This is a genomic window from Dyella marensis, from assembly GCF_049532885.1.
GTDB classification, from domain to species: Bacteria; Pseudomonadota; Gammaproteobacteria; order Xanthomonadales; family Rhodanobacteraceae; genus Dyella_D; species Dyella_D marensis.
The window spans coordinates 2,847,851-2,874,267 of the sequence record NZ_CP064029.1; the positions used below are offsets into that span (position 1 = coordinate 2,847,851).

The following is a 26,417-nucleotide window of genomic DNA, read 5'->3' on the forward strand; positions in this document are numbered from 1 at the left end:
ATCTTGTGCACTTCGCCCATTAGTTCCCCAATCCGAATCGTTGCAGGATGCGGCTGGCCAGCCCCGACCAGCGCCGGCGTTCTCCCTGTTCTTGCACGGCCTGCGCCGTCTCGCGCACGCGCGGCGTGCGCTCGACCAGGCCGGCCGCGCGCAGGCGCTCGATGCACAGCTCCACATAGCGCGAAGGCAGCTCGGTGCGTTCGGCGATGCGCGGCAGCGGCAGCGCCTCGGCTGAGATGCACGCCATCACGCGCCACCAGGATTTGGGCCACTCGTCCAGGTCGCGCGGCCAGGCCGCCAGCCGGTACGACCACTCCAGCGACGGCGTGGCGTCCGCGTACTGGCGCTCGCCCAGCACGCGGCTGCCCGCCTCGCTGAGCAAGGCCAGGATCTCCGGCGGACGCAGCGGCCGGTGCAGCGTGCCGTGCGGATGGTTGCGCGGCCGCGACGAGCAGCCGATCACCCGCGCATGGCCCGGCGGCACCCTGGGCGCACCCGGGTGGTCCATGTTGATCAGGCACAGATCGGTGGGCGCCACGGCTTCCATCACCGCGGCGTCCACCACCCAGGCATGCTTCAGGTATGGCTTGAGCAGGCCGATGATCGACCGCAGCGCGCCGAGCTCCTCCGCACTGAAGTTGGGGCATGCGATCCGCAATGCGCGGACGCTGTCGTCTTGTCGGCGCATGGCCAGTACCGCCGCGCCGCTTTAGATCGAAGCCTCCAGCGCCACCATGCTCAGCCGCGAGCGCGTCAGCACCATGCCGATATTGGCGCCGATGCGCGCGACGAACACGGCCACGTGGCTGGGATTCTTCTTCGAGCGGATGAACACGTGGATCAGGTTGGTGCTGAACACCACGATCTCGTTGAAGTAGTGCGCGCCGGCCGCGCGATTGGTGATGCCGCGCGACTGGTCGAACAGGCGCTCGATCTCGGTCACGTTCTTGCCCTGGAACAGGTCGCCGGTAGCCGCCGCCACCAGGTCGAGGATCTCGCCCGGGTGCGAATCGACCGTCTTCACGCCGAGCAGGAAGCCGCTGCTCATGTCCACGTAGCCGACCGCCACGCATTCGGGAACGTCGGTCTGCGCCGCCGACAGTGCTTTATCCAGAGACATCGGTTTCTCTCTATGTGGGTTGGAAAATCAGGACATACCGCTGGGTTGCAGCTGCCGGACCGCGTGCGCGAAGTCGCGCACGAAATCGGCCTGCGCCTTGGTCTGGATCGCCATCGGGCGCGCCGCGCGCACTTTCACGATGGCCTCTTCCGCGCCGTCGCCCAGCCACACCAGCACGGCGGCCAGCACGGTGCCGGTGCGGCCCAGGCCGCCGCGGCAATGCACGGCCACGCCGTCGCCCGCGCGCATGGCGTCTTCGACCAGGCGGCAGATGCGCACGGCCTGGTGCAGGCTGGGCGGCGCCAGGTCGCGGATGGCGAAGTGGTGCAGCTCCAGCGCGTGCTTGCGCAGGCTTTCCAGCGGGTACACGCAGCGTTCTTCCGCGCACACCAGCAGGCGCACGCCTTCGCCGGCCAGGTAGCGGAACTGCGCTTCGATATTCGAGGTGATGCCGGGGCGGCTCATGCCGCACAGCAGGCCGGGAATCAGCCACCACACGCCGACCTCCGGCCGCAGCTGGCGCGCGGATGCGGGCAGGTTGCAGTTGCCGGTGTCGACGTAGATGCGGCCGGCCGGCGTGCCTGGCTCGCGGAAGAACGCATGTGTCGGCGAGCATTCCTGCAGGGTGCCGCCAGCCAGCAGCGCAGTGGCGCCGCCGACGTGCAGGCAGTCCAGCCGGTTGTGCGTGGCGACCACCACGCAGGCACGCGCGGCGACGGCCGCCATGCGGTCGCGCACGACCCGGACCATGGCCCGGTCGAGGCCGGCCGTGGGCTCGTCGAGCAGATACAGGTCGGCCGGCGCGGCCAGCGCGGCCATCACCGCCAGATAGCGGCGCAGCGCGCGCGGCCATGCGGAAACCGGAGTTTCCGCATCGGCTTCCTTCTCGCGCCGGATCTCGCGCAGCCATGCATGCAGCGCATGGCTTCCGGGCGGTACTCCCCCTTCCAGCAGATCGCGCTGGCCCAGCCAGGCGATGGATGGCAAGGCCGCCGCCAGCGGCTGCCCGCACCACGTGGCCATGCCCAGCAGCGCAAGCTCGCCGCGCGCGGCGAGCGCGCCGAGCAGCGAGGACTTGCCGCTGCCGCCGCCGCCCACCAGGAACAGCGCGCCGGGCCGCGGCACGTCCAGCGACACTTGCCGCAGCACGCACTGCACACCGCGCATGATTTCGATGTCGTGTAGCGCCAGCATGCCTTACCCCCTGCGCTACCGAACATGGGGCGTCGGCGCGGCGTGGGCATATGGTGTGAGCGAGGGCTGCGCGTGGACATGTCCGGGCGGGACAGGTGCGCGGTCAGTTGAGGCCCGGATTCTCGACAGCGTACGGGTGTCGATCCTTCTTGCTCCGGCGACCCGAAGGTAGTCCCCGTGGAGAGCGCGGCTGAAACGCTGGCCCCGCCCATCGCCAGCTTGGCTCATCCGCACCTGGAACATGCCGGCACGCACCGCTAGGTTCCGGCATCCCCGCCGAAACGCTCTCCCTCAGCGCATGTCTCTCAATCCTCGCCTCGATACCGGGGCCACCACCATGCTCGTGGTCGAAGACCGCGCCGAACTGCGCGACTCGCTGCGCTTCCTGATCGAGCGCCACGGCCACGAAGTGCTGCTCGCCGCCTGCGCCGAGGAAGGCCTCGCGGTGCTTCGCGCGCGCCCGGACGTCAGCCTGCTGCTTACCGATATCGGCCTGCCCGGCCTCGACGGCTGGGGCCTTGCACGCCAGGCGCGCGTACTGCGCGGGCAGTTGCCGGTGATCTATATGTCGGGGCACGCCGGCGCCCAATGGCAGGCGCAGGGCGTGCCGGACAGCGCATTCCTGGCCAAACCATTCGCCATGGACGATCTGCTCGGCTGGATGAAGGCGCTGCTCGGCGCCGCGCGCTAGCACCGCGCGCCAGCACCGCGCGCTAGCCCCCCCCAGCGCGATCAGAACTTCGATGCCTGGCGCGGCGCGGCCTTCTCCAGGTCCAGCAGGTAGCCGATGCCGCGCATATAGGTCAGCGGCAGTTCGAAACCGGTGCGCTGTTCCACCTTGCGCCGCAGGCGGTGCACCAGCAGGTCCAGCCGCGCGGTGCGCGGTTCGTGCGCGGCGGTCTCCAGCACGCGCAGCAGATGTTCCCTGCTGACCGGCACGTCCGGCGACGCGGCCAGCTGGCGCAGCACCAGCCGCTCGACGAAGGACAGCGGCGCGACGCGGCCATTGGGCGCCCACAGCTGCCAGTCGTCGGCGCCGAACTGCCAGGACTGCGCCAGCGGCACCGGCTCCGGATCCAGCCGTTCGGCCAGCCGGGTCAGCGCGGCCGCGAGCAGTTCGCCGTCGACCGGCTTGGGCAGGCACATGTCGGCGCCCGCGTGCAGGCCATCCAGCGGCCCCTCTTTCGGGCCGGCGCCGGTCAACAGCACGATGCCGGCGCGCGACATGCTGCGCAGATGCCGCACCACCGACACGCCGTGTTCGTCGGGCAGCATCACGTCCACCACCACCATGTCGAACAGCTGGCCGACCCAGGCGCGGTACAGATCCGTCGCCGACGCCATCGGCGTGGCGGCGAAGCCCGCTTCCTGCAACCGCGCGAGCGCCGGCCCGCCGTACAAGCCGGCATCTCCCGTGACAATGGCCACCTGGCGTTTCACTGCGGCGCGTCGAACGGAAGCATCAGCGCATCGGCGCCGGGAGGGCGCGCCCACGATGCGCCGCGGCGGATGCGGCGGCTTCGTCGATGGTCGCCGCGACGATAGGACGGGTCCTGCTTGCGAATAGATTCATGAGTGATGTCCGCCGATGCGCATGGAAAAGCCAGCGCCGGGCGGGCTCCTCCGTTGGGACATGGAGGAGCGGCGCGGAACGCAACGCGCCCCTGCCATTCCCCCGGTAACACCCCTTGCCGCCACGCTCCATCCGGGAGCGCGCGCGCCTATTCGTCGGAAGCCCTCCTCAGGTCACACGACGACAGACAGGTTGCATGGATGCAGGCCGCTTTCGCATGTTCCGCGTCCATGCGGGGCAAGCTAACGGAAGGAAAATATTTGGACAATTCCACCAAATATCGCTTTATTTCCCAGCCTCTCGTTCCGGCGCCCGCGCACCCATGCCTGCGCGGCGCATGCGCTCCAAGCTGTGCTTGGCATCACGCGCGATGCGTGCGGCGCGTAGTGAACACGCCGTGATCGCGCCGATGCCTCGCGCTAATCCGCATCCTCCAGCACCAGCATGTAGCCGCTGCCGCGGATCGCTTCGAGCGGCAGCGGCAAGCCGGTCCGCTGCAGCACGCGCCGGCGCAGGCGGTGCACCACGCGCTCCAGGCTGGCCGGATCGAACTCGTCCAGCGCGGCGAGCAGATCCGCCAGCAGCGCGACGCGCGGCACCGGCGCCTGGCGCATGGCGAACAGGCGCTTGAGGATGATCCGTTCCGGCATCGACAAGGCCAGCGCGCGCCGCCCGGGTGCCGCCAGTTGCCAGCCGTCGGCCTTCAACGACCAGTCGATCCCGCTGCGCGCGCGCGCCGCCACGCCGCCCACGCGCGCGGCGAGATTCCGCAGCGAGATGGCCAGGGTTTCGGTTTCCACCGGCTTGGCGAAGCACACGTCCGCGCCGGCCTGCAGCGCTTCCTGGTGGCCGCGCGGCGGCGGCAGCTCCAGCAGCATGGCGATGCCCAGCGAGGAGTGGCGGCGCAGATGGCGGGCCACGGCCAGGCCGTTCTCGTCGGGCAGGTTCGCGCCCAGCACGACCAGGTCGTAGCGGTCGCCGACCAGCGAGCGGTACAGCGCGGCCGCGGAACCGACGCCGACCGGCTCGAAGCCGTGGGCGGCCAGGCCGGGCAGCAGTTCTTCCTCACGCAAGCGTGCGTCATGGTCGGCGACGACCACGCCGATGGGCGTCTTGCCGCCCTTGTCTTCGATCAACCGCGCTACCCCCAGGCATGGCCGCATCCATGCCGCATCGATGTCGTCGGACACAGCCGGTATCCGGCCCTGGCTGCGCCCGGCGCGAGACTAGTCAGGGGGCAAGATGCCCTTCAATCGATCCAGGGAAAAACATAAGAGGCGCTGTGCGATTTCGCAAAAGCGATGCGTCCAACAGCGGTGGCGGCAGTCAGGCGCGACGGTGCGCCGCGCAAAAAAAAAACCGGCGATGGTAGGTCGCCGGTTCGAACGGTACAGCCAATGAGTCGGAGGTTTCATTGCACTGCCCACAGCCTAGGGAGGCTCCGTCATTACCCGCAACCCGACCGTCATCGAAGTCCCCGGGGGCGAGGGCTGGGCGGCGGTCCGGACCGGAGCATCCTCCCCGGGCGGATAGAACGGTTTATGGAAAACGCGGCGCCGGCAGACCGTTGCGCGCCCTGTTGGCGCCGCTTCCTCCACGGCTGTCTCCGGTGGGAGTGGATACCCGGAGGTGGGGCCAGTGCGAGGTGGATACAGGCTAGTGCCGGGGTGCCGGCCCGGCCATGTCAGCACGGGCCAATTGCCGGTCAGCGTTTCAGTGCGATGGCAGCGGACGTTCGCCGGCCAGCAGCCGGGCGCGCTGCAGCGCCTTGTCGCGCGCATCGTCGTGGCCCAGCGCCTGGTAGATGCGCGCCTCCAGCGCCACCACGCGCACGTCGTCCTGCGCCCAGGCCGACAGCGTGCCGCTGACGGTCAGCGCCTGGTCCGCCTGCCCGGCCTTGAGCAAGGCCGCGGCATACGAGCTGCCGACGTCGACGATCAAGGCCGGCACACCCTCCTTGCGCGCACGCGCCAGCAGGCCTTCCAGCAGAACCAGGCCGCGCGGTGCATCTTTCGCGGCCACCAGCTCCGCCTGCGCCAGGTCCGCATACAGCGGCGGCCAGTCGCCGTCGCCGGGCGGCTGCTTCCCGGCCCAGGCCGCGAAGCGCTCGGCTTCCTTCGCGGCCTCGTCGGCATGGCCGCCGCGCGCCAGCGCGCGCACCTGCACCAGCCAGGCGGCGGAGCGGTCCTGCTGGTCCAGGCCATCCTGCTGCGCCATGGCCTGCCTGGCCTGGCGCACCGCCTCGGCGTCGTCGCCCATCTCCCAGGCCATCTGCGCCAGCAAGGCCGGCACTTCGGCGGCGAGCATGGCGTCTTCGCGCGGATCGATCTCGCGCAGCAGCTGATGCGCCAGCGAGGAGGCTTCCAGCATGCGGCCGTTGTCGGCCAGCGCGATGGCGCGCACGAAGGTGAGCTCGCGGCGCATGTGCACGTCGACCAGGTCGGCGCTCAGCGGCCAGAAGCGATCGGTGATGGCCAGCTCGTCGCGGTACTTCAGTTGCTGCTTGGCCACGCTGGCCATGCCGTCCAGCTCGGCCGGCAGCATGGTGCGCGCGCCATAGCGCGCATCCTGGTCGTAGGCGCGCTGCAGGAAAACCATGGCGCTGTCGAGCTGGCCCTGCTTGGCGGCGATCAGGCCCATGTCGAAATCGGCGCGCGCCATGCCGAACACATTGCCGGTGAGGGTGTATGTCGCGCGGCCCTTGCCCAGGTAGGTCATGGCCAGGTCGAGCTTGTCCTGCGACTGCGCCAGCCAGGCGCGGTTGAGGTAGGCATTGGCCAGCTCGTCGCTGGCCTTGGCCTGCTCCAGCAGCTGGATCGCCCCGTCCAGCAGGGGCGCCGCCCGGTCCAGCTGCTCCGCGCCGGCATAGCGCATGGCCAGGGTGAGCTGCGCGCGCCCGCGCAGCGCCAGGTCCTTGCTGTGCTCCTGGTCCAGCCGCGCCAGCAGCTCGCGCAGGCGTTTCTCGCAGGCATCGCGTTCGCCGCGGTCGCATTCGAGAACGGCGCGGGCGTATTCGATCTTCGGATCGTCGCGCCAGGCCTCGGGCACCCCGTCGAGCACCTTCTGCGCCTGGTCGATCTGGTTTTCCAGCCGCGCCGCGGCCACCTTGGACAGCCAGTCGTCCAGCGGCGTCGGCGACTGCGCGGCGACCACGCCGGGCACGCCCAGGCGCCGCACCAGCGCGTCGGAGGCCTGCTTGGCCGCGGCGAGTACGTCCTTGGCGATCACGTCAATGGCGTCGGCATGCCCTTGCGCCGAGCGCAGGCCAAGATGAATGCTCCAGCGGCCATCGAGGAACTTGACTTCGGGCGCCACCTGCCAGGTGGCGTCGAACGGGCGCTTGCCCTCGTCCTCGTCGCCGAAAGCGCCATCCCGGGACAGGGCCACCACGGTTTCGCTGGGCACCGTGCGCAGGCCCGCCGCGCGCACGTGATTGGCGACGATGTCCATGACGCCGTAACGCAGCCAGCCCCACTCGCCTTCCGCCTGCACCTTGGCCGGCAGCACCACCACCAGCGCCGCCGGCGCGGACGCGGATGAGGCCGGCGCCGGCCCGCGCGCATGCCACCACCACCAGCCGGCGGCAAGCAGCGCGCAGGCGGCGAGGGCCAGGCCGGCGATCCAGGCGGATCGGCGCCGGCGCGGCGGCGCGGGCAGGTCCGCGACGGCGGCGTCCTCCGCGGCCGCGGTGTGTTCGGCCTCGCCGCGTTCGTGCATGGGAGCGTCCGGCTCGACCGTCTCGACGGCGGTCTCGGCCACCCAGTGGTAACCCACCCGCGGCACCGTGCGGATGCACGAGACATCGCCTTCCCACAGCCGGCGCAAGCGCACGATGTGCTGCGCCAGCAGGTTGTCGCTGACTTCGGTGCGGCCCCAGACGGCCGCGATCAGCTCGTCCTTGCCAACCGGCCGCTGCCGGTGCTCGACCAGGTAGACCAGGCAATCGAAGGCGCTGGCCGGGAGGGTGACCAGCTCGCCGTCCCGCCGCAGCTCGCGGGCCAGCGGATCCAGGCGGAACCGGCCGATGACATAAACGGGTTTCTGCATGGGCGCGCATGATACGGCCGGGGCGCTTTCGGTGGGCTGTGGCAAAAGTCCGCCGCGCAGCCCCTCGGAGCAGGCCCGGGGGCGCTACTCCTTTATATAGAACCCCCTGCACATCGAAAACGCATGCTTCGTTCATCCCTCGCGAATGCCAATCCGGCGTAGAAATCGAGACTTGCGTCTCATCGCTCCGCAGCCCGCGGAGAGCTGGAGACCGCGATGTCACCGATGCCGCCCGACCGCCTGGTCGTACCTGCCGCCCATACCTTCACCCTGCGCCGCCTGCTGGTCGCCCACGGCGGACCGGTCACGCATGCCTTCGACGAACTCGACCGGCCGCTGGCCCAGGCCGGGAGCGAAGGCAGCGTCGCCCTCCGCCTGGATGACCAGTGGTGCACCCGGGTAGAAAGCCTGGGCGTACCGGAACTCGGCCACCTGGCCGGCCGCGCCTGCCGGGTCGCCGAACACGGCGTGCTCGGCTTCGCCCTGCTGAGCTGCCCGACCCTGGGCGAGGCGCTGAAGCTGTGGGCGCGCTTCGCCCCCACCCTGGCCGGCGGTTTCGAACTGCGCCAGGCGGTGGTGCCGGGCGGCGTCGAATTCACCGTCCGCGACCTCTACCCCCTGCTGCCCGGCCGCTCGTTCGCGCTGGACCGCTTCGTCGGCTTCACCCTGGGTCTGTGCGAGCAGCTGGCCGGGCTGCCGCCGCAGGCGATGGCGCTGTACCTGCCGGCGCGTGCGCTGAGCCGCGCGGTGGCCGCCACGCGCCACCATCCCATGCCGGCCCTGGCCGGCGATCCGGGCCAGGTGCGCCTGATCGTGTCCAGCGCCAGCCTGGCGGCGCCGATCGCCAGCGCGCATGCGGGCGTGCTGGACGTGCTGCTGCAGCAGTGCGAGCAGGAACACGCGCGCGTGCGCCGCCCCGGCGACTGGGCGGGCCGCGTCGAGCACCTGCTGGAGCGCCGCCTGGACCTGAGCTTCCCGATCGAAGCCGCCGCCAAGGCGCTGTGCGTCTCCACCCGCACCTTGAAGCGCCGGCTGCAGGAAGAAGGCTGGAGCTACCGCACCCTGGTCGACGAAGTGCGCAAGCGCGAAGCCCTGCGCGCGATGAGCAATCCCTCGCTGCGCCTGGAAGACATCGCCAGCCTGGTCGGCTACACCGACCAGGCCAACTTCGCCCGCGCCTTCCGCCGCTGGACCGGCAAGGCGCCCGGCAGCTACCGGGCGGAACAGGTGTCCAAGGTCACGCCGCTGCGCCAGGTTTTCCGCGCAGCGGCGTAAAAAAAAGCCGCGCTGCGCAACGCCGATGGCGGTGCGCGGCGCGGCCCAAAAAACTCAGCGCATCAACCGAACAGGCGCGTACCGCCCTTGAGCGGCGAAGCCAGCACGGTGCGGTCCAGCCACGACTCGTTGAACCACGCCCTGAAGTCGCCGCGCATCTGCGGCGTCAATTCGTGCTTGGCCAGATAGCGCCGCTGCCGGCAGGCGGCGCCATGGCGCGACAGCTGCACCACGGTGTGCTCCGCGTGCTCCAGCGGTATCTGCTCGTCCAGCACGCCATGCCCGACGAACACGTGCAGATGCCCCTGTTCCGCCCCCATCTCCAGCAGCTCGCCCGGCGCCGGCAGGCGCCCGCCCAGCAAGCCCAGCCCATGCGCGGGCCGACTCGCATCCAGCGCCATCGACGCCGCCAGCAGGCCGCCCTGGCCGAAACCCGCGACCGCGGTGCGCGAGGCATCCACGCCCAGCCACGCCTGCAGCATGCCGACGAAACCGAGCATGCCCTCGAGGCTGGCACGGAACGCCGGGCTCATCGCCTGGTCGCCCGCATCGAGCGCCGCCATATCCCACGCGAACGCGCCGCGCCGCAAGGGCACGCAGGCGCGCGGCATCACCACCGCCACGCCTTCGGCGACACCTTCGGCCACCGCGGCGAACTGCGTTTCGCTGCCGCCCGCCTCGTGCAGCAGCACGAGCAGCGACGCGACATAGCCGTAGCCGCCCTTGCGCAGCAGGAAGGGAAACGCGAAACGGGGATCGTCGATCCATTCCAATCCCTGGTCACGAAGCGGCGGGATCCGTTCCCGTGCAAGCAGAGAGGTATGACGTGACATGGCGGCCAGAAGAACATGCTCGGAGACGACGGCGCGCCTGGTATCCCGGCAACAGCAACACGGGAAGGCGCATGGGTAGCGATGATCGCAGCAGCGAGCTCGAAAGCCTGCCAACCGAAGCGTGCGGGACATCGCATCGAACCGTGCGGATACACGCAATGCATGCGTGCGGCCGGTCACGGAATGGCTTCAGTATCCGTATCCGCGGCCGCAAACCCAGGTGATTTGGGGCCGGCGCCGCGTCATGGGAGGCCAGCCGTGCGTCGCGCCGTATCGGCGCAGCCGCGCCATTCGCGGTAAATGTCTACGCAGCTTTCACGGTGTCCCCACGGATTTCTTCGGCTGCTTCCCAAGAATAGGCCCCCCGCACCACTGGATGAGCTTATGCCCGTCTCTTCCCGCTGTCGTTTCGGCGTGCCCGGCCTCGATGCCGTGCTGCAGGGTGGACTTCCGACCGGCCATCTCTATCTGCTCGAAGGACAGCCGGGTTCCGGCAAGACCACGCTCTCGCTGCAGTTCCTGCTCGAAGGCGTCAAGTCGGGCGAGCGCTGCCTCTACATCACCTTGTCGGAAACCGCCGAAGAGCTCGTCGAGGTCGCCGCTTCGCATGGCTGGGATCTGCATGGCATCGACCTGTTCGAACTGTCGTCGGTGGAAGAAGTGCTCGGCGAGGGACGCAACCAGTCGGTGTTCCATTCCTGGGAAGTGGAGCTGGGCGAAACCGTCCGCCTGATCCGGCAGGAAGTGGCGCGGATCGAACCCGTGCGCGTGGTCTTCGACAGCCTGTCCGAACTGCGCCTGCTCGCGCAGGACCCGCTGCGCTACCGCCGCCAGGTGCTGGCACTCAAGCAGTTCTTCTCGCCGCTCAACACCACGGTGCTGTTCATCGACGACCTCACCAGCGAAGGCCGCGACCGCGACACGCATCTGCACAGCATCAGCCACGGCGTGATCTCGCTGGAACGCTTCGCGCTGGAGTTCGGCGCGGCGCGGCGGCGCCTGCAGGTGCAGAAGCTGCGCGGACAGTCCTTCATCGCCGGCTACCACGACCTGAGCATCCATACCGGCGGCGTGCAGGTGTATCCGCGGCTGGTCGCCGCCGGGCATCACGTGCCCTTCGATAACGAGGCCACCCTCAGCGGCGTGCCGCAGCTGGATGCGCTTACCGGCGGCGGTTTCCTGCGCGGCACCAGTACCCTGCTCACCGGCCCCGCCGGCACCGGCAAGACCACGCTGGCCCTGCAGTACGTCGGCGCCGCCTGCGCGCGCGGCGAGCATTGCCAGGTCTATGAATTCGACGAGCGCATCAGCACCCTGCTCGGCCGCGCGGAAACGATGGGCATCCCGCTCTCCCGCTACATCGAGCAAGGCCTGCTCGACGTCGTCCAGGTCGACCCCGCGGAAATGTCGCCCGGCGAATTCACCTGGCGGGTGTTCCGCGCGGTGCGGGAACAGCAATGCAAGATGGTGGTGATCGACAGTCTCAACGGCTATCTCTCGGCCATGCCGCAGGAGAAGCACCTGCTGCTGCAGATGCACGAGCTGCTGGCCTTCCTCAATCAGTCCGGCGTGACCACCTTCCTGATCAACCCGCTGTTCGGCCTGGTGGGAAGCCTGGATACCGGCCAGCTCAATGTGTCCTATATCGCGGACACGGTGATCCTGCTGCGCTTTTTCGAAGCGAAGGGACGCATCCGCAAGGCCATCTCGGTGATCAAGAACCGCAGCGGCAAGCACGAGGACACCATCCGCGAGCTCTTCATCGACGGCCGGGGCCTGCGCGTCGGCGAGCCGCTGGCCAACTTCCGCGGCGTGCTGACAGGTACGCCCGAGTTCATCGGCGAAGGCCGCCCGCTGCTGGAAAGCCGGGATGCCTGAGGCGGCGCCGCGCGGCGATCGGGTGCAGATCGTGGCGCCCTGGCAGCGCGATGGCGAAAACCTCGCCGACGTGCTGGCCAGGCATGGCTACCAGACCGCGCTGTATCCGGACCAGCGCGCGCTGGCCGATGCGATCGACCAGCGCACCGGCGTGATCCTGCTCACCCAGGAGGCGCTGGAGCACGGCACCGAAGCGATCCAGCGCGCGCTCGCCGCGCAGCCGGCCTGGTCGGATATTCCGTTCGTGGTGCTGCAGTCCGCGCGGCCCTCGCGCGATGCGCACACCTCGCCGCTGCCGCGCACCGTGCTGAACCTGATCGAGCTGGAGCGCCCGATCGGCGCGGCCTCCCTGCTCAGCGCGGTGGAAGCCGCCATGCGCGCGCGGCAGAAGCAGTTCGAGATCCGCGACCGCATGGACGACCTGGCCGCCAGCCGCAAGGCCTTGGCCGACAGCGAGGCGGAACTGCGGCGCATCGCCGACGCGCTGCCGGTGCTGATCGCGCTGATCGACCCGGAGCTGCGCTACCGCTTCGCCAACCGCGCGCACCAGGACTGGTTCGGCATCGACCCCGCCGGCATGCCGGGCCAGACCTTCGAGGAAGTGTTCGGGCCGGCGTGCTGGGCCGCGCATGCCGAGGCGGTCCGCAACGCACTGGCCGGCAAGCCCGGACTGATCGACCTGGCCTGGCCGCATCCCGACGGCCGGCGGCGCGAGGCGGAAGTCCGCTACCTGCCGCGCCGGCTCGACGATGGCCGCATCGACGGCATGCATCTGTTCGCCACCGACATCACCGAGCGCAAGGACGCGCTGGAATCGATCAGCCAGGCCGCGGCACGGCTGGAGAAACGCGTGGAGGAACGCACCGCCGCGCTGCGCCAGGAAATGCAGGCGCGCTCGGAAAGCGAGGCCGCGCTGCGCCAGGCGCAGAAGATGGAAGCCGTGGGCCAGCTCACCGGCGGCATCGCGCACGACTTCAACAATATGCTCACCAGCATCATCGGCGCGCTGGACATCGTCACCCTGCGCGCGCACGACGAACGCACCGCCAAGGTGGTGCGCGCGGCGACGGAATCCGCGCGCCGCGCCGCCGCGCTGACCCAGCGCCTGCTGGCGTTCTCGCGGCGGCAGTCGCTGGATCCGAATCCGGTGGACGTCAATGCGCTGATCCAGTCCATGCATATGCTGCTCACGCAAACCCTGGGCGAACGCATCCGCATCGCGATCGAGCTGTCCGGCGCGCTGGACAAGGCCCTGGTGGATGCCAACCAGCTGGAAAGCGCCCTGCTCAACCTGTGCATCAATGCCCGCGACGCCATGCCCGATGGCGGGCGACTGCGGATCGCCACGCGCGGCGCCGCGTCCATACCGTTCCCGCACAACGGCAGCGAGGCCCATGCCGGCGGCTACGTGGTGGTGGAAGTGGCCGACGACGGCGTCGGCATGGAGCCGGCCGTGAAGGAGCGGGTGTTCGAGCCGTTCTTCACCACCAAGCCGATCGGCCAGGGCACCGGCCTTGGCCTGTCGATGATCTATGGCTTCGTGCAGCAGTCGAAGGGCTTCGTCGACCTGCAGTCCTCGCCCGGCGGCGGCACCACCATCTCGCTCTACCTGCCGGTCGCGCCCAGCACCGCCGTGGCCGCCGCGCAGCACCAGGCGGTGGAAGCGTCCAAGGGCGAAGGGCAGCTGATCCTGGTGGTGGAGGACGACGAGCAGGTGCGGCTGCTGGTCAATTTCCTGCTCGAGGAACTGGGCTACGTGGTGGTGACCGCATGCGATGCGAACGATGCGATGACGCAGCTCGCCTCGCTCGGCCACGTCGACCTGCTGGTCACCGACGTGGGCCTGCCCGGCATGAACGGGCGCCAGCTTGCCGAGCTGTTCCGCCAGCGGCACCCGGCCACGCCGGTGCTGTTCATGACCGGCTATGCGGAGAATGCGGCGGTGAAGTCGGAGTTCCTGGGGCCGAACATGGCGATGATCGCCAAGCCGTTCGCGCTGGATGCATTCAGCCAGGCGGTGATGGATGCGCTGGTCGGCGCCACGGGGCGCGCAAGCCTCACTTGAGCCGCCGCATGGCGCGTGACACGATCCGCGCGATGAGCGACAAGCCCGCATCTTCCACTCACCTGCGCGACCTGGCGCGCCTGCGCCGCGTACGCGACCGCATCGACCGCGAGTACGCCCGGCCGCTCAACGTCGAAGCGCTGGCCAGCGACATCGGCATGTCGGCCGGGCATCTCAGCCGGCAGTTCCGCCTCGCCTATGGCGAATCGCCGTACTCGTATCTGATGACGCGCCGCATTGAACGCGCCATGTCGCTGCTGCGCCGCGGCGACCTTGCCGTAACCGAGGTCTGCCTCGAAGTGGGCTGCGCCTCGCTGGGCACCTTCAGCACGCGCTTCACCGAGCTGGTGGGCATGTCGCCCGGCGCCTACCGCAAGCAGCAGGCCCAGATCACCAGCGGCCTGCCCTCCTGCGTGGCGCGGCAGGTCACGCGACCGATCAGGAATCGAGAAGCGGCGGAAACCGGGCCCCAGATAGATTGAGCGCCGTGGACCGACCCCACGCCAACCCACCTGAGAGCTTCGCCATGGACATCCGCATCCACTCCAGCTTCCTGCCCCAGAACGACCCCGACGCCGCGCTGGCCTTCTACCGCGACACACTGGGCTTCGAAGTGCGCAACGACGTCGGCTACGGCGGCAAGCGCTGGATCACCGTCGGCCCCGCCGGCCAGCCCGCCGTCAATATCGTGCTGTACCCGCCGGAAGCCAGTCCCGGCATCACCGACGAGGAGCGCCGCACCATCGCCGAGATGATGGCCAAGGGCACCTTCGGCATCCTGCTGCTGGCCACGCACGACCTGGCCGGCGCGTTCGAGAAGCTGCAGGCGCGGGATGCGGACATCGTGCAGGAGCCGACGGACCAGCCGTATGGGGTGCGCGATTGCGCGGTGCGCGATCCGGCGGGGAACATGCTGCGGATCCAGCAGCTGCGCTGAACAACAAGCTACGGCGTAGGTTGGGGTGAGCGCAGCGAACCCCAACGTGGCAGCGCGATGCAGGGCCTGTTGGGGTTACGGGCTGCATCAGCAGCCCGCCCTTCGGGCCATCCGCTATGCGGATGTTCGCTACGGCATCCTGCCTTCGCAGTCGCCTGCGGCTCACCCCAACCTACGCCTCGATAGATAGAGGACCAACGATGAGCAAGGCCAAGCCACCCGCCTCCCCCCACGACCTCATCCGCGTCCACGGCGCCCGCGTCAACAACCTCAAGGACGTCAGCGTCGCCATCCCCAAGCGGCGGCTCACCGTCTTCACGGGCGTCTCCGGCTCCGGCAAGAGCTCGCTGGTGTTCGGCACCATCGCCGCCGAATCGCAGCGGCTGATCAACGAGACCTACAGCGCCTTCGTGCAGGGCTTCATGCCCACGCTGGCGCGCCCGGACGTGGACGTGCTCGAAGGCCTGACCACGGCCATCGTGATCGACCAGGAACGCATGGGCGCCGACCCGCGCTCCACCGTCGGCACCGCCACCGATGCCAACGCCATGCTGCGCATCTTGTTCAGCCGCCTGGGCAAGCCGCATATCGGTCCGCCCAGCGCGTTCGCCTTCAACGTGCCCACGGTGAAGGCGGCCGGCGCGATCACCGTCGAGCGCGGTGCGAAGACGAAAACGGTGAAGGAAACCTTCAACCGCACCGGCGGCATGTGCCCGCGCTGCGAAGGCCGCGGCGCGGTGACGGACTTCGACCTGGCGCAGATGTACGACGACGCCAAGTCGCTCAACGAAGGCGCGCTGAAGATTCCCGGCTACAGCATGGACGGCTGGTTCGGCCGCATCTTCAGCGGCTGCGGCTTCTTCGATCCGGACAAGCCGATCCGCAAGTTCAGCAAGAAGGAACTGCACGACCTGCTCTACAAGGAGCCGACCAGGATCAAGGTCGACGGCATCAACCTCACCTACGAGGGGCTGATCCCGAAGCTGCAGAAATCCATGCTGGCCAAGGACGTCGACGCCATGCAGCCGCACGTGCGCGCCTTCGTCGAACGCGTGGTCACCTTCAGCACCTGCCCCGACTGCAACGGCACGCGGCTGAGCGAAGGCGCGCGCTCGTCCAAGATCGGCAAGCTCCATATTGCCGACGCCTGCGCGATGCAGATCAGCGACCTGGCCGTGTGGGTGCGCAGCCTGAAGGAGCCTTCGGTGGCGCCCCTGCTGGCCAAGCTGCTGCATACGCTGGACTCCTTCGTGGAGATCGGCCTGGGCTATCTCTCGCTGGAGCGCCCGGCCGGCACGCTCTCGGGCGGCGAGGCGCAGCGCACCAGGATGATCCGGCACCTGGGTTCGGCGCTCACCGACGTCACCTATGTATTCGACGAGCCGACCATCGGCCTGCATCCGCACGACATCCAGCGCATGAACGAGTTGCTGCTGCAGCTGCGCGACAAGGGCAATACGGTGCTGGTGGTGGAGCACAAGCCGGAGGTGATCGCCATCGCCGACCACGTGATCGACCTGGGTCCCGGCGCCGGCTCCGCCGGCGGCAAGGTGGTGTTCGAAGGCAGCGTCGAGGCACTGCGCGCCAGCGGCACGCTTACCGGCCGGCATCTGGACGACCGCGCCGCGCTGAAGCCGTCGGTGCGCAAGCCCACCGGCACGCTGAAGGTGCGCGGCGCGAAGACGCACAATCTGAAGAACGTCAACGTCGATATTCCGCTCGGCGTACTCACCGTGCTTACCGGCGTGGCGGGTTCCGGCAAGAGCTCGCTGATCCACGGCTCGGTGGCGAACCAGGACGGCGTGGTGGCGATCGACCAGGCGCCGGTGCGCGGCTCGCGCCGCAGCAATCCGGCCACCTATACCGGCATGCTCGACGCCATCCGCAATGCGTTCGCGAAAGCCAACCAGGTGAAGCCCGCCTTGTTCAGCGCCAACTCCGAAGGCGCCTGCCCCACCTGCAACGGCGCCGGCGTGGTGTATGCGGACCTGGCGATGATGGCCGGCGTCGCCAGCATCTGCGAGGAATGCGAAGGCAGGCGCTTCCAGGCGGAGGTGCTGAAGTACACGTTCGGCGGCAAGGACATCAGCCAGGTGCTGGCGATGCCGGTGGACGAGGCGCTGGCATTCTTCGGCGCCGGCAAGACCCGCGTGCCGGCCGCGCATGCGGTGCTCGAACGCCTCGCCGATGTGGGCCTGGGCTATCTGGGCATCGGCCAACCGCTCACCACGCTCTCCGGCGGCGAGCGCCAGCGGCTGAAGCTGGCCACGCACATGGGCGAAAAAGGCGGCATCTACGTATTGGACGAACCCACCAGCGGCCTGCATCTGGCCGACGTGGATCAATTGCTCGCGCTGCTCGACCGCCTGGTCGATGCCGGCAAGTCGGTGCTGGTGATCGAGCACCACCAGGCGGTGATGGCGCATGCGGACTGGATCATCGACTTAGGCCCCGGCGCCGGCCACGACGGCGGACGCGTGGTGTTCGAAGGCACGCCGGCGCAGCTGGTCGATACGCGCGCCACGCTCACCGGCCAGCATCTGGCCGACTACGTCGGGGCCTCCGCCGCACGCAAGGGCGGCAAGTCAAAAACGCGCGCGACTGCCTAGGGCGCCGATGCCGAACCATGCCCGCGGCCGCTGATCCGGCGGCGGCACCGGGTCGATCACCGGGGCCGGAACGTCCGGATCGGTGACCGGCGGCGTATGCGGTTCGGGCAGTGGCGGAATCTCCGGCGAATCGGGCAGCGGCGTGGGATCCGGCGCAGGCGGACCCGGCGGCTTCACCGGGTCGGGCGTGGGTGCGGGCACGTCGCCCGGGCCGGCGATGCCGGTCCAGGAGAACGTCGAAGGCGCGTGCAGCCCGGCGCAGGCGCGGCGGGAAACATGGATGTCGGAATCGAGTACAGCGAAAAGGCAGGTCATGTCATGAGTCCCGCCGCGCCTCCTGCTTCAGGTCAATGCGCGGCTGTGCTGGCCGGCGCCGGCGCCGGCGAGGAAGCGTTGGAGGCCGGCGGAAGCGTGGAGCTGGTCGGCGACATGGCGGGCGGCGGCGGCGTGGCGGCCGGCGCGCTGGCGGACGAGGACGGCGTGGTGCCGCCCGCATTGGAGTCGGTACTGTCGTTGCGGCCGGAACAGCCGGCCGCGGCGAGCAAGGCGATGCTGAGAACGGTGGTCGCGTATGCGCTGAAGCGTTTCATGGGATGCCTCGTGTCGTCGTGGAATGGAAAGCGGTGCGCGCGCCGGCGCGCCATGCACGCGGCGCTGCGCTCAATGGGGCGTGGCGACGCGCTCGGACACCTCGGCCTTGAGCGAGCGCGCATCGGTGCGCTCCAGGTCGGCCAGGGCCACGATGCCGCAGATTTCGCCGTCGCCGTCGGTGATCGGCACGCGCCGGATGCGCTCGCCCTTCATCAGGTTGGCAACCTCTTCCAGCGTGGCATCCTGCTGCAAGGTCCTGGCCGGGGCGGTCATGCACTGCCCTACCCGCGACTGGTCCGTGCGCTCGCCGTTGGCGACGCAGCGCACCACGATGTCGCGATCGGTGATGACGCCGGCCAGATGGCGCTGCGCATCGATCACCGGCACTTCGCCGACGTCCTCTTCCAGCATGATCCGCGCCGCGTGTTCGAGCGTGTCGTCGGCGGAGCAGCAGCGCGGCTGCGGGGTCATGATGTCTCTTGCCTTCATTGCGTTTTCTCCCATCCTCCGTGGCGCATTGCGCTGCGCTCAGGCGGAGCACACGCTGCGATCCGCACGCCTGCATGGTGCGTACCGGCGATTGAAAGCGATGCGTGCAGAGGGTCAACAGGCTCTTCCACAGCCGCGGCTTCGTTCATCCCGCGGCAAGGCGGGCGGCGACCAGGCGCAGGTCATGCGCCAGCTCGGCATAGATGCGTTCGCGCGATTCGTCGTCGCGCGCGCGCAGCACGTAGGAAGGATGCCAGGTGGCGATGCCCTGCGCGCCCGCGGCCAGCGGCAGCCATTGCCCGCGCTGCCGCGTGATGCGGAAGCGCGCGCCGAACAGCGCCTGTGCCGCCATCGCGCCCATCGCCACGAGCAGCCGCGGTTTCACCTTCAGCAGTTCCGCCGCCAGCCACTGGCGGCAGGCGGCCTGCTCGGCCGCATTGGCGCGCTTGTGCAGGCGCGCCTTGCCGCGCGGCTCGAACTTGAAATGCTTGACGGTGTTGGTGAGATAGATCGCTTCGCGGCTCAACCCCGCCTGCGCCAGCGCCTTGTCCAGCACGCGGCCGGCGGGGCCGACGAAAGGCTCGCCCTGCAGATCCTCCTGCGCGCCGGGCTGCTCGCCGATCAGCATCACCTGCGCATGCGCCGGCCCCATGCCGAAGACGGTCTGGGTGGCGTGCATCCACAACGGACAGTCGTGGCATCGCTTCGCCTTGCGCCGCACCGTGGCGAGCGCGCCGGCCGGAATATGCTCTGGCGGCCTGGCCAGCGGCAGGACGGTGGCGGGTTCGGTCGAACGCGGCATGCGGCACGGATTAACCGATCGCAGCTGAAAAGCCGATGCACTGCGTGTCAACGAACCGGAGCATGCGGTGCTCACGCAACCCCACGGCGGAATTCACGCATGCGTGAAAGCGCGCGGCCGATGCTGCGGCATCACTTGCCACCACGCAGCCGCATGTCCTCGAGCAAACAGCCGCCTTCCGATCGCGCCCGAAATCCGGCGCAAGCGCAGCCGCGCACGTCCTGGCTCAAGCGCCTGAGCGCCGGCCTGATCACCGGCGCCGCCGACGACGATCCCAGCGGCATCGCCACGTACTCGCAGGCCGGCGCGAAGTACGGCGTCGGCACCTTGTGGTCGGTGCTGCTGTCGATCCCGCTGATGGTGGCGATCCAGGCCGCCAGCGCCATGATCGGTCGCACCACCGGCAAGGGCCTGGCGCGCAATATGGCCTGCCGCTTTCCGCCCTGGCTGGTGCGCACGCTGGCGGTGTGGGTGGCGATCGCCAACGTGATCAACCTCGGCGCCGATATCGCCGCGATGGGCGCGTCGGTGCAGCTGCTGGCCGGCGGGCCGCGGCTGCTGTACAGCACATTGGCCGCCCTGCTCTCGCTGGGGCTGCAGGTCTTCGTTCCCTTCTCGCGCTATTCGCCCTACCTGAAAGTGCTGACCTTCAGCCTGTTCGCCTATGTCGGCACCTTGTTCGTGGTGCACGTGCCATGGAAAGAAGCACTGACCGCGCTGGTGATTCCGCAGATCCAATGGAAGGCGGATTACGCGGTGACCATCGTGGCCATCCTCGGCACCACCATCAGTCCCTACCTGTTCTACTGGCAGGCCGCGCAGGAAGTGGAAGAGCTGCGCCACGATCCCGAACGCGATCCGCTCGACCAGGCCCCCGAGCAGGCGCCGCAGGCGCGGCGGCGCATCCGCATCGATACCGTGGTGGGCATGCTCTACTCCAACACGGTGGCGTTCTGCATCATGCTGACCGCGGCGGTGGTGCTGCATGCGCATGGCAAGACCGAGATCCAGACTTCGGTGGATGCAGCCGCCGCCTTGCGCCCCGTGGCCGGTCCGTTGGCGTTCGCCTTGTTTGCCGCCGGCATTTTCGGCACGGGTTTGCTGGCGGTTCCGGTGCTGGCAGGCTCGACCGCGTTCTTTCTGGCGGATGCGTGGGAGCGCCCCTGCGGACTGGAGAAGAAGCCCCGCGAGGCGCGGGTGTTCTATGCCTTGCTGGTGGCGTCGGTGCTGCTGGGTACGGCGCTTACGCTGACGCCGATCGATCCGATGAAGGCGCTGTTCTGGAGCGCGGTGATCAATGGGGTGGCGGCGGTGCCGCTGATGGCGGTGATTGTGTTGCTGGCGGGGGACCGCCGGGTGATGGGGGGCGCATGTGGTGGCGCCTTGGGTGAGGTGGGGTGGGTGGGTGGCCACCGCGGTGATGGGGGTGGCGGATGTGGTGATGTTTGTGACGCTGCCGGGGCAGGTTGGTTGATTCCCTTTGGTGGGGCATTTTTTTGCGCTGACGCGATTGTTTGTCATCTCGGCGTAGGTCGGGATCTTTTTTGCGGTATCGCCTGGTTTTTGCGTTACCGCGACTTGGCCGCTTATGCAGCGGGCATTTCGGACGCCTGCCGGCGCCCGGGTCACTTTCTCTTTGCTGGCCCAAAGAGAAAGTAACCAAAGAGAGAATGGCCTGAGAGCCACTGCTCGCGACGCGACTAGAAGGAGCAGTGGACGGCTGCGGTAACCTGATTAACCTGGGTCTACACGAAACAGCAGTGCGTTTACGTAACGCGTGCTTCAACGTGCCGTCGCCGAGAGGATGTTCAAGAACTGAGGCCAGCTTGAGCGGTGCGTTTTACCTCAGATTCTCAGGTCGAATCCTTCTCCCTCCGGGAGAAGGTTGCGGCAGGCGGATGAGGGTTCGGGCGGAGCGCGGCGTTACACCCCGCGACGTCGGCGTAGGTTGGGGTGAGCCGCAGGCGAACCCCAACGTGGCGAGGCGCGTGAAGGTGCGGGTGTTGGGGTTCGCCTGCGGCTCACCCCAACCTACGCCACGGCAAGATTTAGCGTTGCGCTCCGCCCGGCCCCTCACCCTGCCCTCTCCCCGGAGGGGAGAGGGGTGATGTCGTGAGGTGTGCAGGAACGAAGAGCAAAAGCTGGCCTCAGTCCTTGAAAGTCCTCTCGGCCACGGCACGTTGAAGCACCCGCTACGTAAACGCACTGCCGTTTCTTGTAGACCCAGGTTAATCAGACTACCGCAGCCGCCCACTGCTCCTTCTAGTCGCGTCGCGAGCCTTTGACTTGAGGCCATTTCTCTTTGGTTACTTTCTCTTTGGGCCAGCAAAGAGAAAGTGACCCGGGCGCCGGCAGGCGTCCGGAATGCCCGCTGCATAAGCGGCCAGTCCGCGGTAACGCAAAAACCAGGCGACACAGAAACTGGATCCCGGCCTACGCCGGGATGACGAGCTAACCTCCCCCCTTCCGAGGCCCAGACTGGGCCTCAATAAACACCCTCCGGATCTCCGGATGCATCCTCTTGATCTCCCTCTCCATGCGGTTCACCGCATCCTGAATCACCCCCGCCGACAACGACGGCACAAACGAAACACTGATATTCAGCAACACCTCCCGCGGCGCGAAATGCATCGTCAGCAACTCGTTGACCCCGCTCACCTCCGCCTGCGCCAGCACCAGCCGCCGCACATCGTCCGCCACCTCGGGGCGCACCGCCTCCCCCACCAGCAGGCTGCGGCACTCGTTCGCCAGCAGCAGAGCGGTCGCCGCCAGGATCAAGCCGATCACCACCGAGGCCAGCCCGTCGTACAGGGGCTGATGCAGCACCGTCGAAGCGGTGACGCCGGCCAGCGCCACCAGGATGCCCAGCAGCGCGGCGGTGTCCTCGAACAGCACGGTGAACACCGTGGGATCCTTGCTGGCGCGCACCGCGCTCAGCAGCGGCGCGCGGCGCGTCTGCCGGCGGAAGGTGCGCAAGGCCAGCAGCCATACGCTGCCCTCGAACACGGCCGCGGCCAGCAGCACGGCGTAATTGGCCCACACGTGCTGCATGGGATGCGGCTGGCGGATCTTGTCGATGCCCTGGTAGATCGACACGCCGGCCCCCAGGCCGAAAATCAGGATCGCCACCATGAAGGCCCAGAAATACAGCTCCAGTCCGTGCCCGAACGGATGCCGCGGCGTCGCCGGCCGCGCCGCGCGGCGCATGCCGTGCAGCAGCAGGAACTGGTTGCCGGTGTCCACCACCGAATGCACCGCCTCGCTCCACATCGCCGAGCTGCCGGTGACGAACGCGGCCACGGCCTTGGTGGCGGCGATGGCGCCGTTGCCCAGCAGGGCCGCCAGGATGACGCGGCGGCTGGGATGTCCGCGCGCCGGCGCTGTCGGCGCGGTATTCATCGATGCACGATGGTGATCTTGCCGTTCGGCTCCAGCCGCGCCTCCACCACGTCGCCGACGCTGCGCACGCCCTGCGCGCGCATGGCGCGCTCGAACATCGCCATCGGCACGTTGTTGCGCCGCAGCGCCTCGCGGTCGACCAGGCCATAGCGCGCCAGCACGGCGGGTTCGCCTTCCACCAGCCGGTTGAGCGCGGACATGCGCGCGGCGAAGAAAGCGATGATGCGGTCCAGCGCCAGGATGGTGGCCACGCCGATGAACGCACCCAGCAAGGAGTTGTCGTCGCCCACGATCGCCGTGCGCAAAGTGCCGCCCACCAGGATCAGCACCACGATGTCGAATGCCGACAGCTCGCCGAACGTACGCTTGCCGGCCAGCCGCAGCAGCGCCAGCAGGCCGATATAGGCGACGGCGCCCCGGATCACGAACATGTACCAGGGCATGGTGAGGTCGGTGATGCTCATGCGCTGCCTGCCCTCCTCCCGCTCAGCCGGTGGGGCCTCCCATCACCGGCAGGATCGCGCCGGAGATATAGCTGGCGCAGCTCGGCGCCGCGAGAAACACATAGGCGGGGGCCACTTCCTCCGGTTGCGCGGGGCGGCCCATGGGATTGGACGAACCGAACTTCGCCACGCTTTTCGCCGGCTGGTCCGCCGGATTGAGCGGCGTCCACACCGGCCCCGGCGCCACCGCATTCACGCGGATGCCCTGCTTCGCCAGGTTGGCCGACAGCGAGCGGGTGAACGCGTGGATCGCACCCTTGGTGGCGGAGTAGTCGAGCAGCCTGGGATTGCCGAACAGGCCGGTTTCCGAGCCGGTATTGATGATGCTGGCACCGGCTTTCATATGCGGCAGCGCCGCGCGCGCCATATGGAAATAACCGTACAGATTGGTGCGGAAGGTCAGATCCATATGTTCTTCGGTGATGTCCTGCAGGCTGTCGGCGTGTTCCTGGAAAGCGGCGTTGTTGACCAGCACGTCGAGGCGGCCGAATGCCTCCACGGTTTCGTCCACCGCCTGCCGGCAGAAATCCGGATCGACCACGTCGCCCTGGATCAGCAGGCAGCGGCCGCCCTCTTCCTCCACATGGCGGCGGGTTTCCTCCGCGTCGTCGCTGGATTCGAGATAGACAATGCCGACGTCGGCGCCTTCGCGCGCGAACAGCACGGCGACGGCGCGGCCGATGCCCGAGTCGCCGCCGGTGATCAGGGCGGCCATCCCCTTGAGCTTGTCGCTGCCCTTGTAATCGGGTGCCTCGAAGCGAGGGCGCGGCCGCAGCTGGTGTTCCTTGCCCGGCTTCGCCTGGTGCTGTTCCGGCAAGGGGATTTCCGGCTGCTTGCGCGCGCCGGCCTGCTTGGGTTTGGCCGGCTTGTTCGCGGCGCCGGCCTTGGCCTGGTCTTTTTCGTCGATGCCGCGCTGGACGGCGCGCTGGCGATTGGCGGCGGTGGTCGCCTTGGAGCGGGTGCGGGTGCGGGTGGCCATCGTGAGGAGTCCTCGCGCGGAAGCGGTGGGAAGGCATGCTTGCGCGTTCGATGGTCGGTTCGCCGCTATGAATCCGCTGTCAAATCGACTTGGTGATGGCGTGAGCGTTTAGCCGTGGCCCTGTTTCGCGCGGCGCAGCGGCGTTTCCTGCTTGTCGCCGCCGCGCACGTTCGGCGAAGCGGCGCGCACCTGTCCGCGCGCGCCCAGCAGCATTTCTTCCAGCCAGTGCACCAGGATCGAGCTGTAGGCTTCGCGCGAGGCCTCGTCGCCCAGGCTGTGGTCGGCGCCGCAGATCACGCGATAGGTGAGCGAATGCGTTTGTGCGCAGGCCTTGCGGTAACTGGCCAGCACCGGCGACGGCACGATCTCGTCGTGCTCGGATTCCACGATCAGTACGTCGCCGGTGAAACGCGAGCAGGCACGCAGGGCGCGGTTGTCCTCCGCGGCGAGCGGTTCGCGCCGGTAGTCGGCCAGCTTCTGCACGCGCGCGAGCAGGCGCTTGGGCACACCCCAGTCCTCGTCGCGGTAGATGGCCGGCGCGCGCAGGCCCAGCCAGCGCACCGGGCGGCGCTCGGTGAGCAGCGCCGCGAGATAGCCGCCATAGCTGCTGCCCACCACCGCGATGCAATCGTGCTCGACCAGCGGATGCGCGGCGAGGAAGTCGTACGCGGCCAGCATGTCGTGCAGGTTTTCCTCGCGCGACACCGTATCGCGCTGGCTGGCGGTGGCGACGTGGCCGGTGAGGTCGAAGGTCAGGCAGACGCAGCCCAGCGCCGCCACCTTGTGCGCATTGGCGCGGTACTGGCGCTGGCTGCCGCCCCAGCCGTGCACCATCAGCACCGCCGGCATGCGCGGCGCGGGCGAGATCAGCGTGCCGGCCAGTTCGCGGCCGCGCATGCTGATATGGATGACGTCGTCACGTACCGGCACTGCGCTTGGTCCTCACGTACTTGATCAGGAAGCCGGCCTGCGCGTCGTCGCCGTGGTAGACGATCTTGGCGTCCGGCGGCACCGGCTCGCGCGGGTCGTAGCTCTCGCGGGTGGCGGCCCAGACCGTGCGGCGCGAGGGATAGGCCTGCAGCGCGCCCACCGCCTCCACCTCGGCCGCGCTGGCGCCGCCGATGCGCCAGGACTGCTCCAGCACGCCCGAGTACCAGCGGCCGGCGGCATCGCGGCCCTGCGCCACGTCGTAGTTGGCGCGCGAGGCGTAGATGGCCGGAAAACACTGCAGCGCCTCGTCGTGATAGCAGCGCGCCTGCTCCACCGCCAGGCGCTGGTCGCCGGTGAGCGGCAGCTGGCGCAGCGCTTCGAGGCCGCCCGGCACGCACAGCAGGTCGGTGCCGCCGTAGACCCACAGGCCGTCGTGGTTGCGGGTGAGCCGCTGGCGGCCGACATAGCTGGCGCGGATGCCTTCCAGCACCACCTGCCCCACGCTCATGGTGGCCACGTCCTGCAGATTGCGTTCCACCACGTAGCCGCCGTCCAGCCACGGACCCGGCCCGGCCGCTTCGATCAGCGGCTCCAGCTCCGCGGCCGTGGACACCACGCGCTGGCCCAGGCCGCCCATGTCCCATGGCGACTTGATGCGCACGCTGCCATCGCGCAGCAACTGCGCGGCGGCGATGCGCAGGTCGCTGGCGGTGAACACCGAATAGCCCGGCAGCACCACGTCGGCGATGCGCTCGGCGAAGCGTTCCGACCATCCCGGCGGCGCGACGCTGCCGGGATGCACCAGGCCATGCGTGATCAGCTTGGTGCCGACGAAATCCTCGTTCACCACGCCGCCGAACAGGTCGGCCGGACCGGCGATGCCGAAACGCCGCGCCTCGCGCGCATTCAAGGTGCGGTAGGGCACCACGTAGCGCTCGCCCTGCGGCCGGCGTTCGGTGTCGCGGCCGATGCCGCCGTAGCTCATGCCGAGCAGGCCGGCCAGCCGTTCGGCGACCCACAGGTGGGTGGCCAGCTCGTGTCCGCCGGGCGCCTGGCCCATCGGCGCGTAGACGAGCACGCGTCTTGCATCGCGGGAATGCGGGGAGCTCTCAGCCATGGACACGGGTTCCTCCGGCGCTGGTGAGCAAGGGAACGGGATCCGGCCCGTCCGCCATGCCCGCAGTGTTCCCGCC

At 69.0% G+C, this 26,417-nt stretch carries 24 protein-coding genes; 8 read left to right on the forward strand and 16 right to left on the reverse strand.

Going from position 1 to position 26,417, the window contains the following annotated elements; translation table 11 throughout:
- Positions 1 to 19 precede the first annotated feature (19 nt).
- Genes ISN75_RS12200 through ISN75_RS12210 form a run of 3 tightly spaced genes read right to left on the reverse strand, consistent with a single transcriptional unit; the run spans position 20 to position 2,314 of the window.
- The gene (locus tag ISN75_RS12200; protein ID WP_167256315.1) at positions 20 to 688 is read right to left on the reverse strand and encodes a hypothetical protein; all 669 of its coding nucleotides are present in this window, start codon (positions 686 to 688) and stop codon (positions 20 to 22) included.
- A 21-nt stretch (positions 689 to 709) separates the two neighbouring features.
- Positions 710 to 1,120 (reverse strand): hypothetical protein, encoded by a 411-nt coding sequence (locus ISN75_RS12205; protein WP_167256317.1) that lies wholly within the window; start codon positions 1,118 to 1,120, stop codon positions 710 to 712.
- A 27-nt stretch (positions 1,121 to 1,147) separates the two neighbouring features.
- The gene (locus ISN75_RS12210) at positions 1,148 to 2,314 is read right to left on the reverse strand and encodes an ATP-binding cassette domain-containing protein (protein WP_167256319.1); all 1,167 of its coding nucleotides are present in this window, start codon (positions 2,312 to 2,314) and stop codon (positions 1,148 to 1,150) included.
- Positions 2,315 to 2,651: 337 nt separating this feature from the next.
- Here ISN75_RS12210 and ISN75_RS12215 point away from each other — a divergent pair, with 337 nt between their 5' ends.
- Positions 2,652 to 3,005, forward strand: coding sequence for a response regulator (locus ISN75_RS12215; protein WP_343819891.1), 354 nt, complete (start codon positions 2,652 to 2,654; stop codon positions 3,003 to 3,005).
- Positions 3,006 to 3,046: 41 nt separating this feature from the next.
- Here the strand turns inward: ISN75_RS12215 and ISN75_RS12220 are convergent, their stop codons facing one another.
- From ISN75_RS12220 to ISN75_RS12230, 3 genes are all read right to left on the reverse strand, one after another.
- Positions 3,047 to 3,742, reverse strand: coding sequence for a response regulator (locus tag ISN75_RS12220; RefSeq protein ID WP_167256323.1), 696 nt, complete (start codon positions 3,740 to 3,742; stop codon positions 3,047 to 3,049).
- 564 nt (positions 3,743 to 4,306) lie between these two features.
- Positions 4,307 to 5,077 (reverse strand): response regulator transcription factor, encoded by a 771-nt coding sequence (locus ISN75_RS12225; protein WP_343819893.1) that lies wholly within the window; start codon positions 5,075 to 5,077, stop codon positions 4,307 to 4,309.
- 523 nt (positions 5,078 to 5,600) lie between these two features.
- Positions 5,601 to 7,934: a winged helix-turn-helix domain-containing protein gene (locus tag ISN75_RS12230; RefSeq protein WP_343819895.1), complete on the reverse strand. Its 2,334-nt coding sequence runs from the start codon at positions 7,932 to 7,934 to the stop codon at positions 5,601 to 5,603.
- A gap of 216 nt (positions 7,935 to 8,150) precedes the next feature.
- Here ISN75_RS12230 and ISN75_RS12235 point away from each other — a divergent pair, with 216 nt between their 5' ends.
- Positions 8,151 to 9,209 carry a helix-turn-helix domain-containing protein gene (locus ISN75_RS12235; protein WP_167256329.1) on the forward strand — a complete coding sequence of 353 codons (1,059 nt, stop codon included), beginning with the start codon at positions 8,151 to 8,153 and terminating at the stop codon, positions 9,207 to 9,209.
- Positions 9,210 to 9,271: 62 nt separating this feature from the next.
- On the opposite strand, the gene ISN75_RS12240 is transcribed toward ISN75_RS12235, so the two are convergent.
- Positions 9,272 to 9,982 (reverse strand): alpha/beta hydrolase, encoded by a 711-nt coding sequence (locus ISN75_RS12240; protein WP_167256331.1) that lies wholly within the window; start codon positions 9,980 to 9,982, stop codon positions 9,272 to 9,274.
- 444 nt (positions 9,983 to 10,426) lie between these two features.
- On the opposite strand from ISN75_RS12240, the gene ISN75_RS12245 reads away from it, so the two are divergent.
- The 5 genes from ISN75_RS12245 to ISN75_RS12265 all read left to right on the forward strand — a co-directional run bounded on the left by ISN75_RS12245 (position 10,427) and on the right by ISN75_RS12265 (position 17,531).
- Positions 10,427 to 11,920, forward strand: a complete 1,494-nt coding sequence (locus ISN75_RS12245; RefSeq protein WP_423385064.1) for an ATPase domain-containing protein — start codon at positions 10,427 to 10,429, stop codon at positions 11,918 to 11,920.
- Positions 11,913 to 13,985 (forward strand): hybrid sensor histidine kinase/response regulator, encoded by a 2,073-nt coding sequence (locus tag ISN75_RS12250; protein ID WP_167256335.1) that lies wholly within the window; start codon positions 11,913 to 11,915, stop codon positions 13,983 to 13,985. Before ISN75_RS12245 ends, ISN75_RS12250 begins: the two co-directional genes overlap by 8 nt.
- Positions 13,986 to 13,993: 8 nt before the next feature.
- Entirely contained in the window at positions 13,994 to 14,467 is a 474-nt protein-coding gene (locus tag ISN75_RS12255; RefSeq protein WP_243868100.1) for a helix-turn-helix transcriptional regulator, read from the forward strand.
- 44 nt (positions 14,468 to 14,511) lie between these two features.
- Positions 14,512 to 14,922 carry a VOC family protein gene (locus ISN75_RS12260; protein ID WP_167256377.1) on the forward strand — a complete coding sequence of 137 codons (411 nt, stop codon included), beginning with the start codon at positions 14,512 to 14,514 and terminating at the stop codon, positions 14,920 to 14,922.
- A gap of 200 nt (positions 14,923 to 15,122) precedes the next feature.
- The gene (locus ISN75_RS12265) at positions 15,123 to 17,531 is read left to right on the forward strand and encodes an ATP-binding cassette domain-containing protein (protein ID WP_168647291.1); all 2,409 of its coding nucleotides are present in this window, start codon (positions 15,123 to 15,125) and stop codon (positions 17,529 to 17,531) included.
- Here ISN75_RS12265 and ISN75_RS12270 read toward each other — a convergent pair.
- From ISN75_RS12270 to ISN75_RS12285, 4 genes are all read right to left on the reverse strand, one after another.
- On the reverse strand, positions 17,508 to 17,846 hold the full coding sequence (locus ISN75_RS12270) for a hypothetical protein (protein ID WP_343819899.1): 339 nt from the start codon (positions 17,844 to 17,846) through the stop codon (positions 17,508 to 17,510). The two genes, ISN75_RS12265 and ISN75_RS12270, sit on opposite strands and share 24 nt — an antisense overlap.
- A gap of 32 nt (positions 17,847 to 17,878) precedes the next feature.
- Positions 17,879 to 18,121 (reverse strand): hypothetical protein, encoded by a 243-nt coding sequence (locus ISN75_RS12275; RefSeq protein ID WP_343819901.1) that lies wholly within the window; start codon positions 18,119 to 18,121, stop codon positions 17,879 to 17,881.
- Between the two features lie 70 nt (positions 18,122 to 18,191).
- On the reverse strand, positions 18,192 to 18,593 hold the full coding sequence (locus ISN75_RS12280) for a CBS domain-containing protein (protein WP_167256346.1): 402 nt from the start codon (positions 18,591 to 18,593) through the stop codon (positions 18,192 to 18,194).
- Positions 18,594 to 18,756: 163 nt separating this feature from the next.
- Positions 18,757 to 19,413 carry a UdgX family uracil-DNA binding protein gene (locus tag ISN75_RS12285; protein WP_343819904.1) on the reverse strand — a complete coding sequence of 219 codons (657 nt, stop codon included), beginning with the start codon at positions 19,411 to 19,413 and terminating at the stop codon, positions 18,757 to 18,759.
- Between the two features lie 99 nt (positions 19,414 to 19,512).
- Here ISN75_RS12285 and ISN75_RS12290 point away from each other — a divergent pair, with 99 nt between their 5' ends.
- Complete coding sequence (locus tag ISN75_RS12290) at positions 19,513 to 21,072, forward strand: Nramp family divalent metal transporter (RefSeq protein ID WP_423385065.1); 1,560 nt, start codon at positions 19,513 to 19,515, stop codon at positions 21,070 to 21,072.
- 792 nt (positions 21,073 to 21,864) lie between these two features.
- Here ISN75_RS12290 and ISN75_RS12295 read toward each other — a convergent pair.
- The 5 genes from ISN75_RS12295 to ISN75_RS12315 all read right to left on the reverse strand — a co-directional run bounded on the left by ISN75_RS12295 (position 21,865) and on the right by ISN75_RS12315 (position 26,341).
- The gene (locus ISN75_RS12295) at positions 21,865 to 22,812 is read right to left on the reverse strand and encodes a cation diffusion facilitator family transporter (protein ID WP_343819906.1); all 948 of its coding nucleotides are present in this window, start codon (positions 22,810 to 22,812) and stop codon (positions 21,865 to 21,867) included.
- Entirely contained in the window at positions 22,809 to 23,276 is a 468-nt protein-coding gene (locus ISN75_RS12300) for a DUF421 domain-containing protein (RefSeq protein WP_167256988.1), read from the reverse strand. Before ISN75_RS12300 ends, ISN75_RS12295 begins: the two co-directional genes overlap by 4 nt.
- A gap of 22 nt (positions 23,277 to 23,298) precedes the next feature.
- Positions 23,299 to 24,294, reverse strand: a complete 996-nt coding sequence (locus ISN75_RS12305; RefSeq protein WP_343819908.1) for an SDR family oxidoreductase — start codon at positions 24,292 to 24,294, stop codon at positions 23,299 to 23,301.
- Between the two features lie 108 nt (positions 24,295 to 24,402).
- Positions 24,403 to 25,224 carry an alpha/beta hydrolase family protein gene (locus ISN75_RS12310; RefSeq protein WP_343819910.1) on the reverse strand — a complete coding sequence of 274 codons (822 nt, stop codon included), beginning with the start codon at positions 25,222 to 25,224 and terminating at the stop codon, positions 24,403 to 24,405.
- The gene (locus ISN75_RS12315; RefSeq protein WP_168647286.1) at positions 25,211 to 26,341 is read right to left on the reverse strand and encodes a DUF3182 family protein; all 1,131 of its coding nucleotides are present in this window, start codon (positions 26,339 to 26,341) and stop codon (positions 25,211 to 25,213) included. Before ISN75_RS12315 ends, ISN75_RS12310 begins: the two co-directional genes overlap by 14 nt.
- Positions 26,342 to 26,417: the final 76 nt, after the last annotated feature.

What these genes read in the sequence shown, in the direction of transcription:
- ISN75_RS12200 (WP_167256315.1), bottom strand. Translation starts at nt 688, where the DNA reads ATGCGCCGACAAGACGACAGCGTCCGCGCATTGCGGATCGCATGCCCC.
- ISN75_RS12205 (WP_167256317.1), bottom strand. Translation starts at nt 1,120, where the DNA reads ATGTCTCTGGATAAAGCACTGTCGGCGGCGCAGACCGACGTTCCCGAA.
- ISN75_RS12210 (WP_167256319.1), bottom strand. Translation starts at nt 2,314, where the DNA reads ATGCTGGCGCTACACGACATCGAAATCATGCGCGGTGTGCAGTGCGTG.
- ISN75_RS12215 (WP_343819891.1), top strand. Translation starts at nt 2,652, where the DNA reads ATGCTCGTGGTCGAAGACCGCGCCGAACTGCGCGACTCGCTGCGCTTC.
- ISN75_RS12230 (WP_343819895.1), bottom strand. Translation starts at nt 7,934, where the DNA reads ATGCAGAAACCCGTTTATGTCATCGGCCGGTTCCGCCTGGATCCGCTG.
- ISN75_RS12235 (WP_167256329.1), top strand. Translation starts at nt 8,151, where the DNA reads ATGTCACCGATGCCGCCCGACCGCCTGGTCGTACCTGCCGCCCATACC.
- ISN75_RS12245 (WP_423385064.1), top strand. Translation starts at nt 10,427, where the DNA reads ATGCCCGTCTCTTCCCGCTGTCGTTTCGGCGTGCCCGGCCTCGATGCC.
- ISN75_RS12250 (WP_167256335.1), top strand. Translation starts at nt 11,913, where the DNA reads ATGCCTGAGGCGGCGCCGCGCGGCGATCGGGTGCAGATCGTGGCGCCC.
- ISN75_RS12255 (WP_243868100.1), top strand. Translation starts at nt 13,994, where the DNA reads ATGGCGCGTGACACGATCCGCGCGATGAGCGACAAGCCCGCATCTTCC.
- ISN75_RS12260 (WP_167256377.1), top strand. Translation starts at nt 14,512, where the DNA reads ATGGACATCCGCATCCACTCCAGCTTCCTGCCCCAGAACGACCCCGAC.
- ISN75_RS12265 (WP_168647291.1), top strand. Translation starts at nt 15,123, where the DNA reads ATGAGCAAGGCCAAGCCACCCGCCTCCCCCCACGACCTCATCCGCGTC.
- ISN75_RS12270 (WP_343819899.1), bottom strand. Translation starts at nt 17,846, where the DNA reads ATGACCTGCCTTTTCGCTGTACTCGATTCCGACATCCATGTTTCCCGC.
- ISN75_RS12275 (WP_343819901.1), bottom strand. Translation starts at nt 18,121, where the DNA reads ATGAAACGCTTCAGCGCATACGCGACCACCGTTCTCAGCATCGCCTTG.
- ISN75_RS12280 (WP_167256346.1), bottom strand. Translation starts at nt 18,593, where the DNA reads ATGACCCCGCAGCCGCGCTGCTGCTCCGCCGACGACACGCTCGAACAC.
- ISN75_RS12285 (WP_343819904.1), bottom strand. Translation starts at nt 19,413, where the DNA reads ATGCCGCGTTCGACCGAACCCGCCACCGTCCTGCCGCTGGCCAGGCCG.
- ISN75_RS12290 (WP_423385065.1), top strand. Translation starts at nt 19,513, where the DNA reads ATGCGTGAAAGCGCGCGGCCGATGCTGCGGCATCACTTGCCACCACGC.
- ISN75_RS12295 (WP_343819906.1), bottom strand. Translation starts at nt 22,812, where the DNA reads ATGAATACCGCGCCGACAGCGCCGGCGCGCGGACATCCCAGCCGCCGC.
- ISN75_RS12300 (WP_167256988.1), bottom strand. Translation starts at nt 23,276, where the DNA reads ATGAGCATCACCGACCTCACCATGCCCTGGTACATGTTCGTGATCCGG.
- ISN75_RS12305 (WP_343819908.1), bottom strand. Translation starts at nt 24,294, where the DNA reads ATGGCCACCCGCACCCGCACCCGCTCCAAGGCGACCACCGCCGCCAAT.
- ISN75_RS12315 (WP_168647286.1), bottom strand. Translation starts at nt 26,341, where the DNA reads ATGGCTGAGAGCTCCCCGCATTCCCGCGATGCAAGACGCGTGCTCGTC.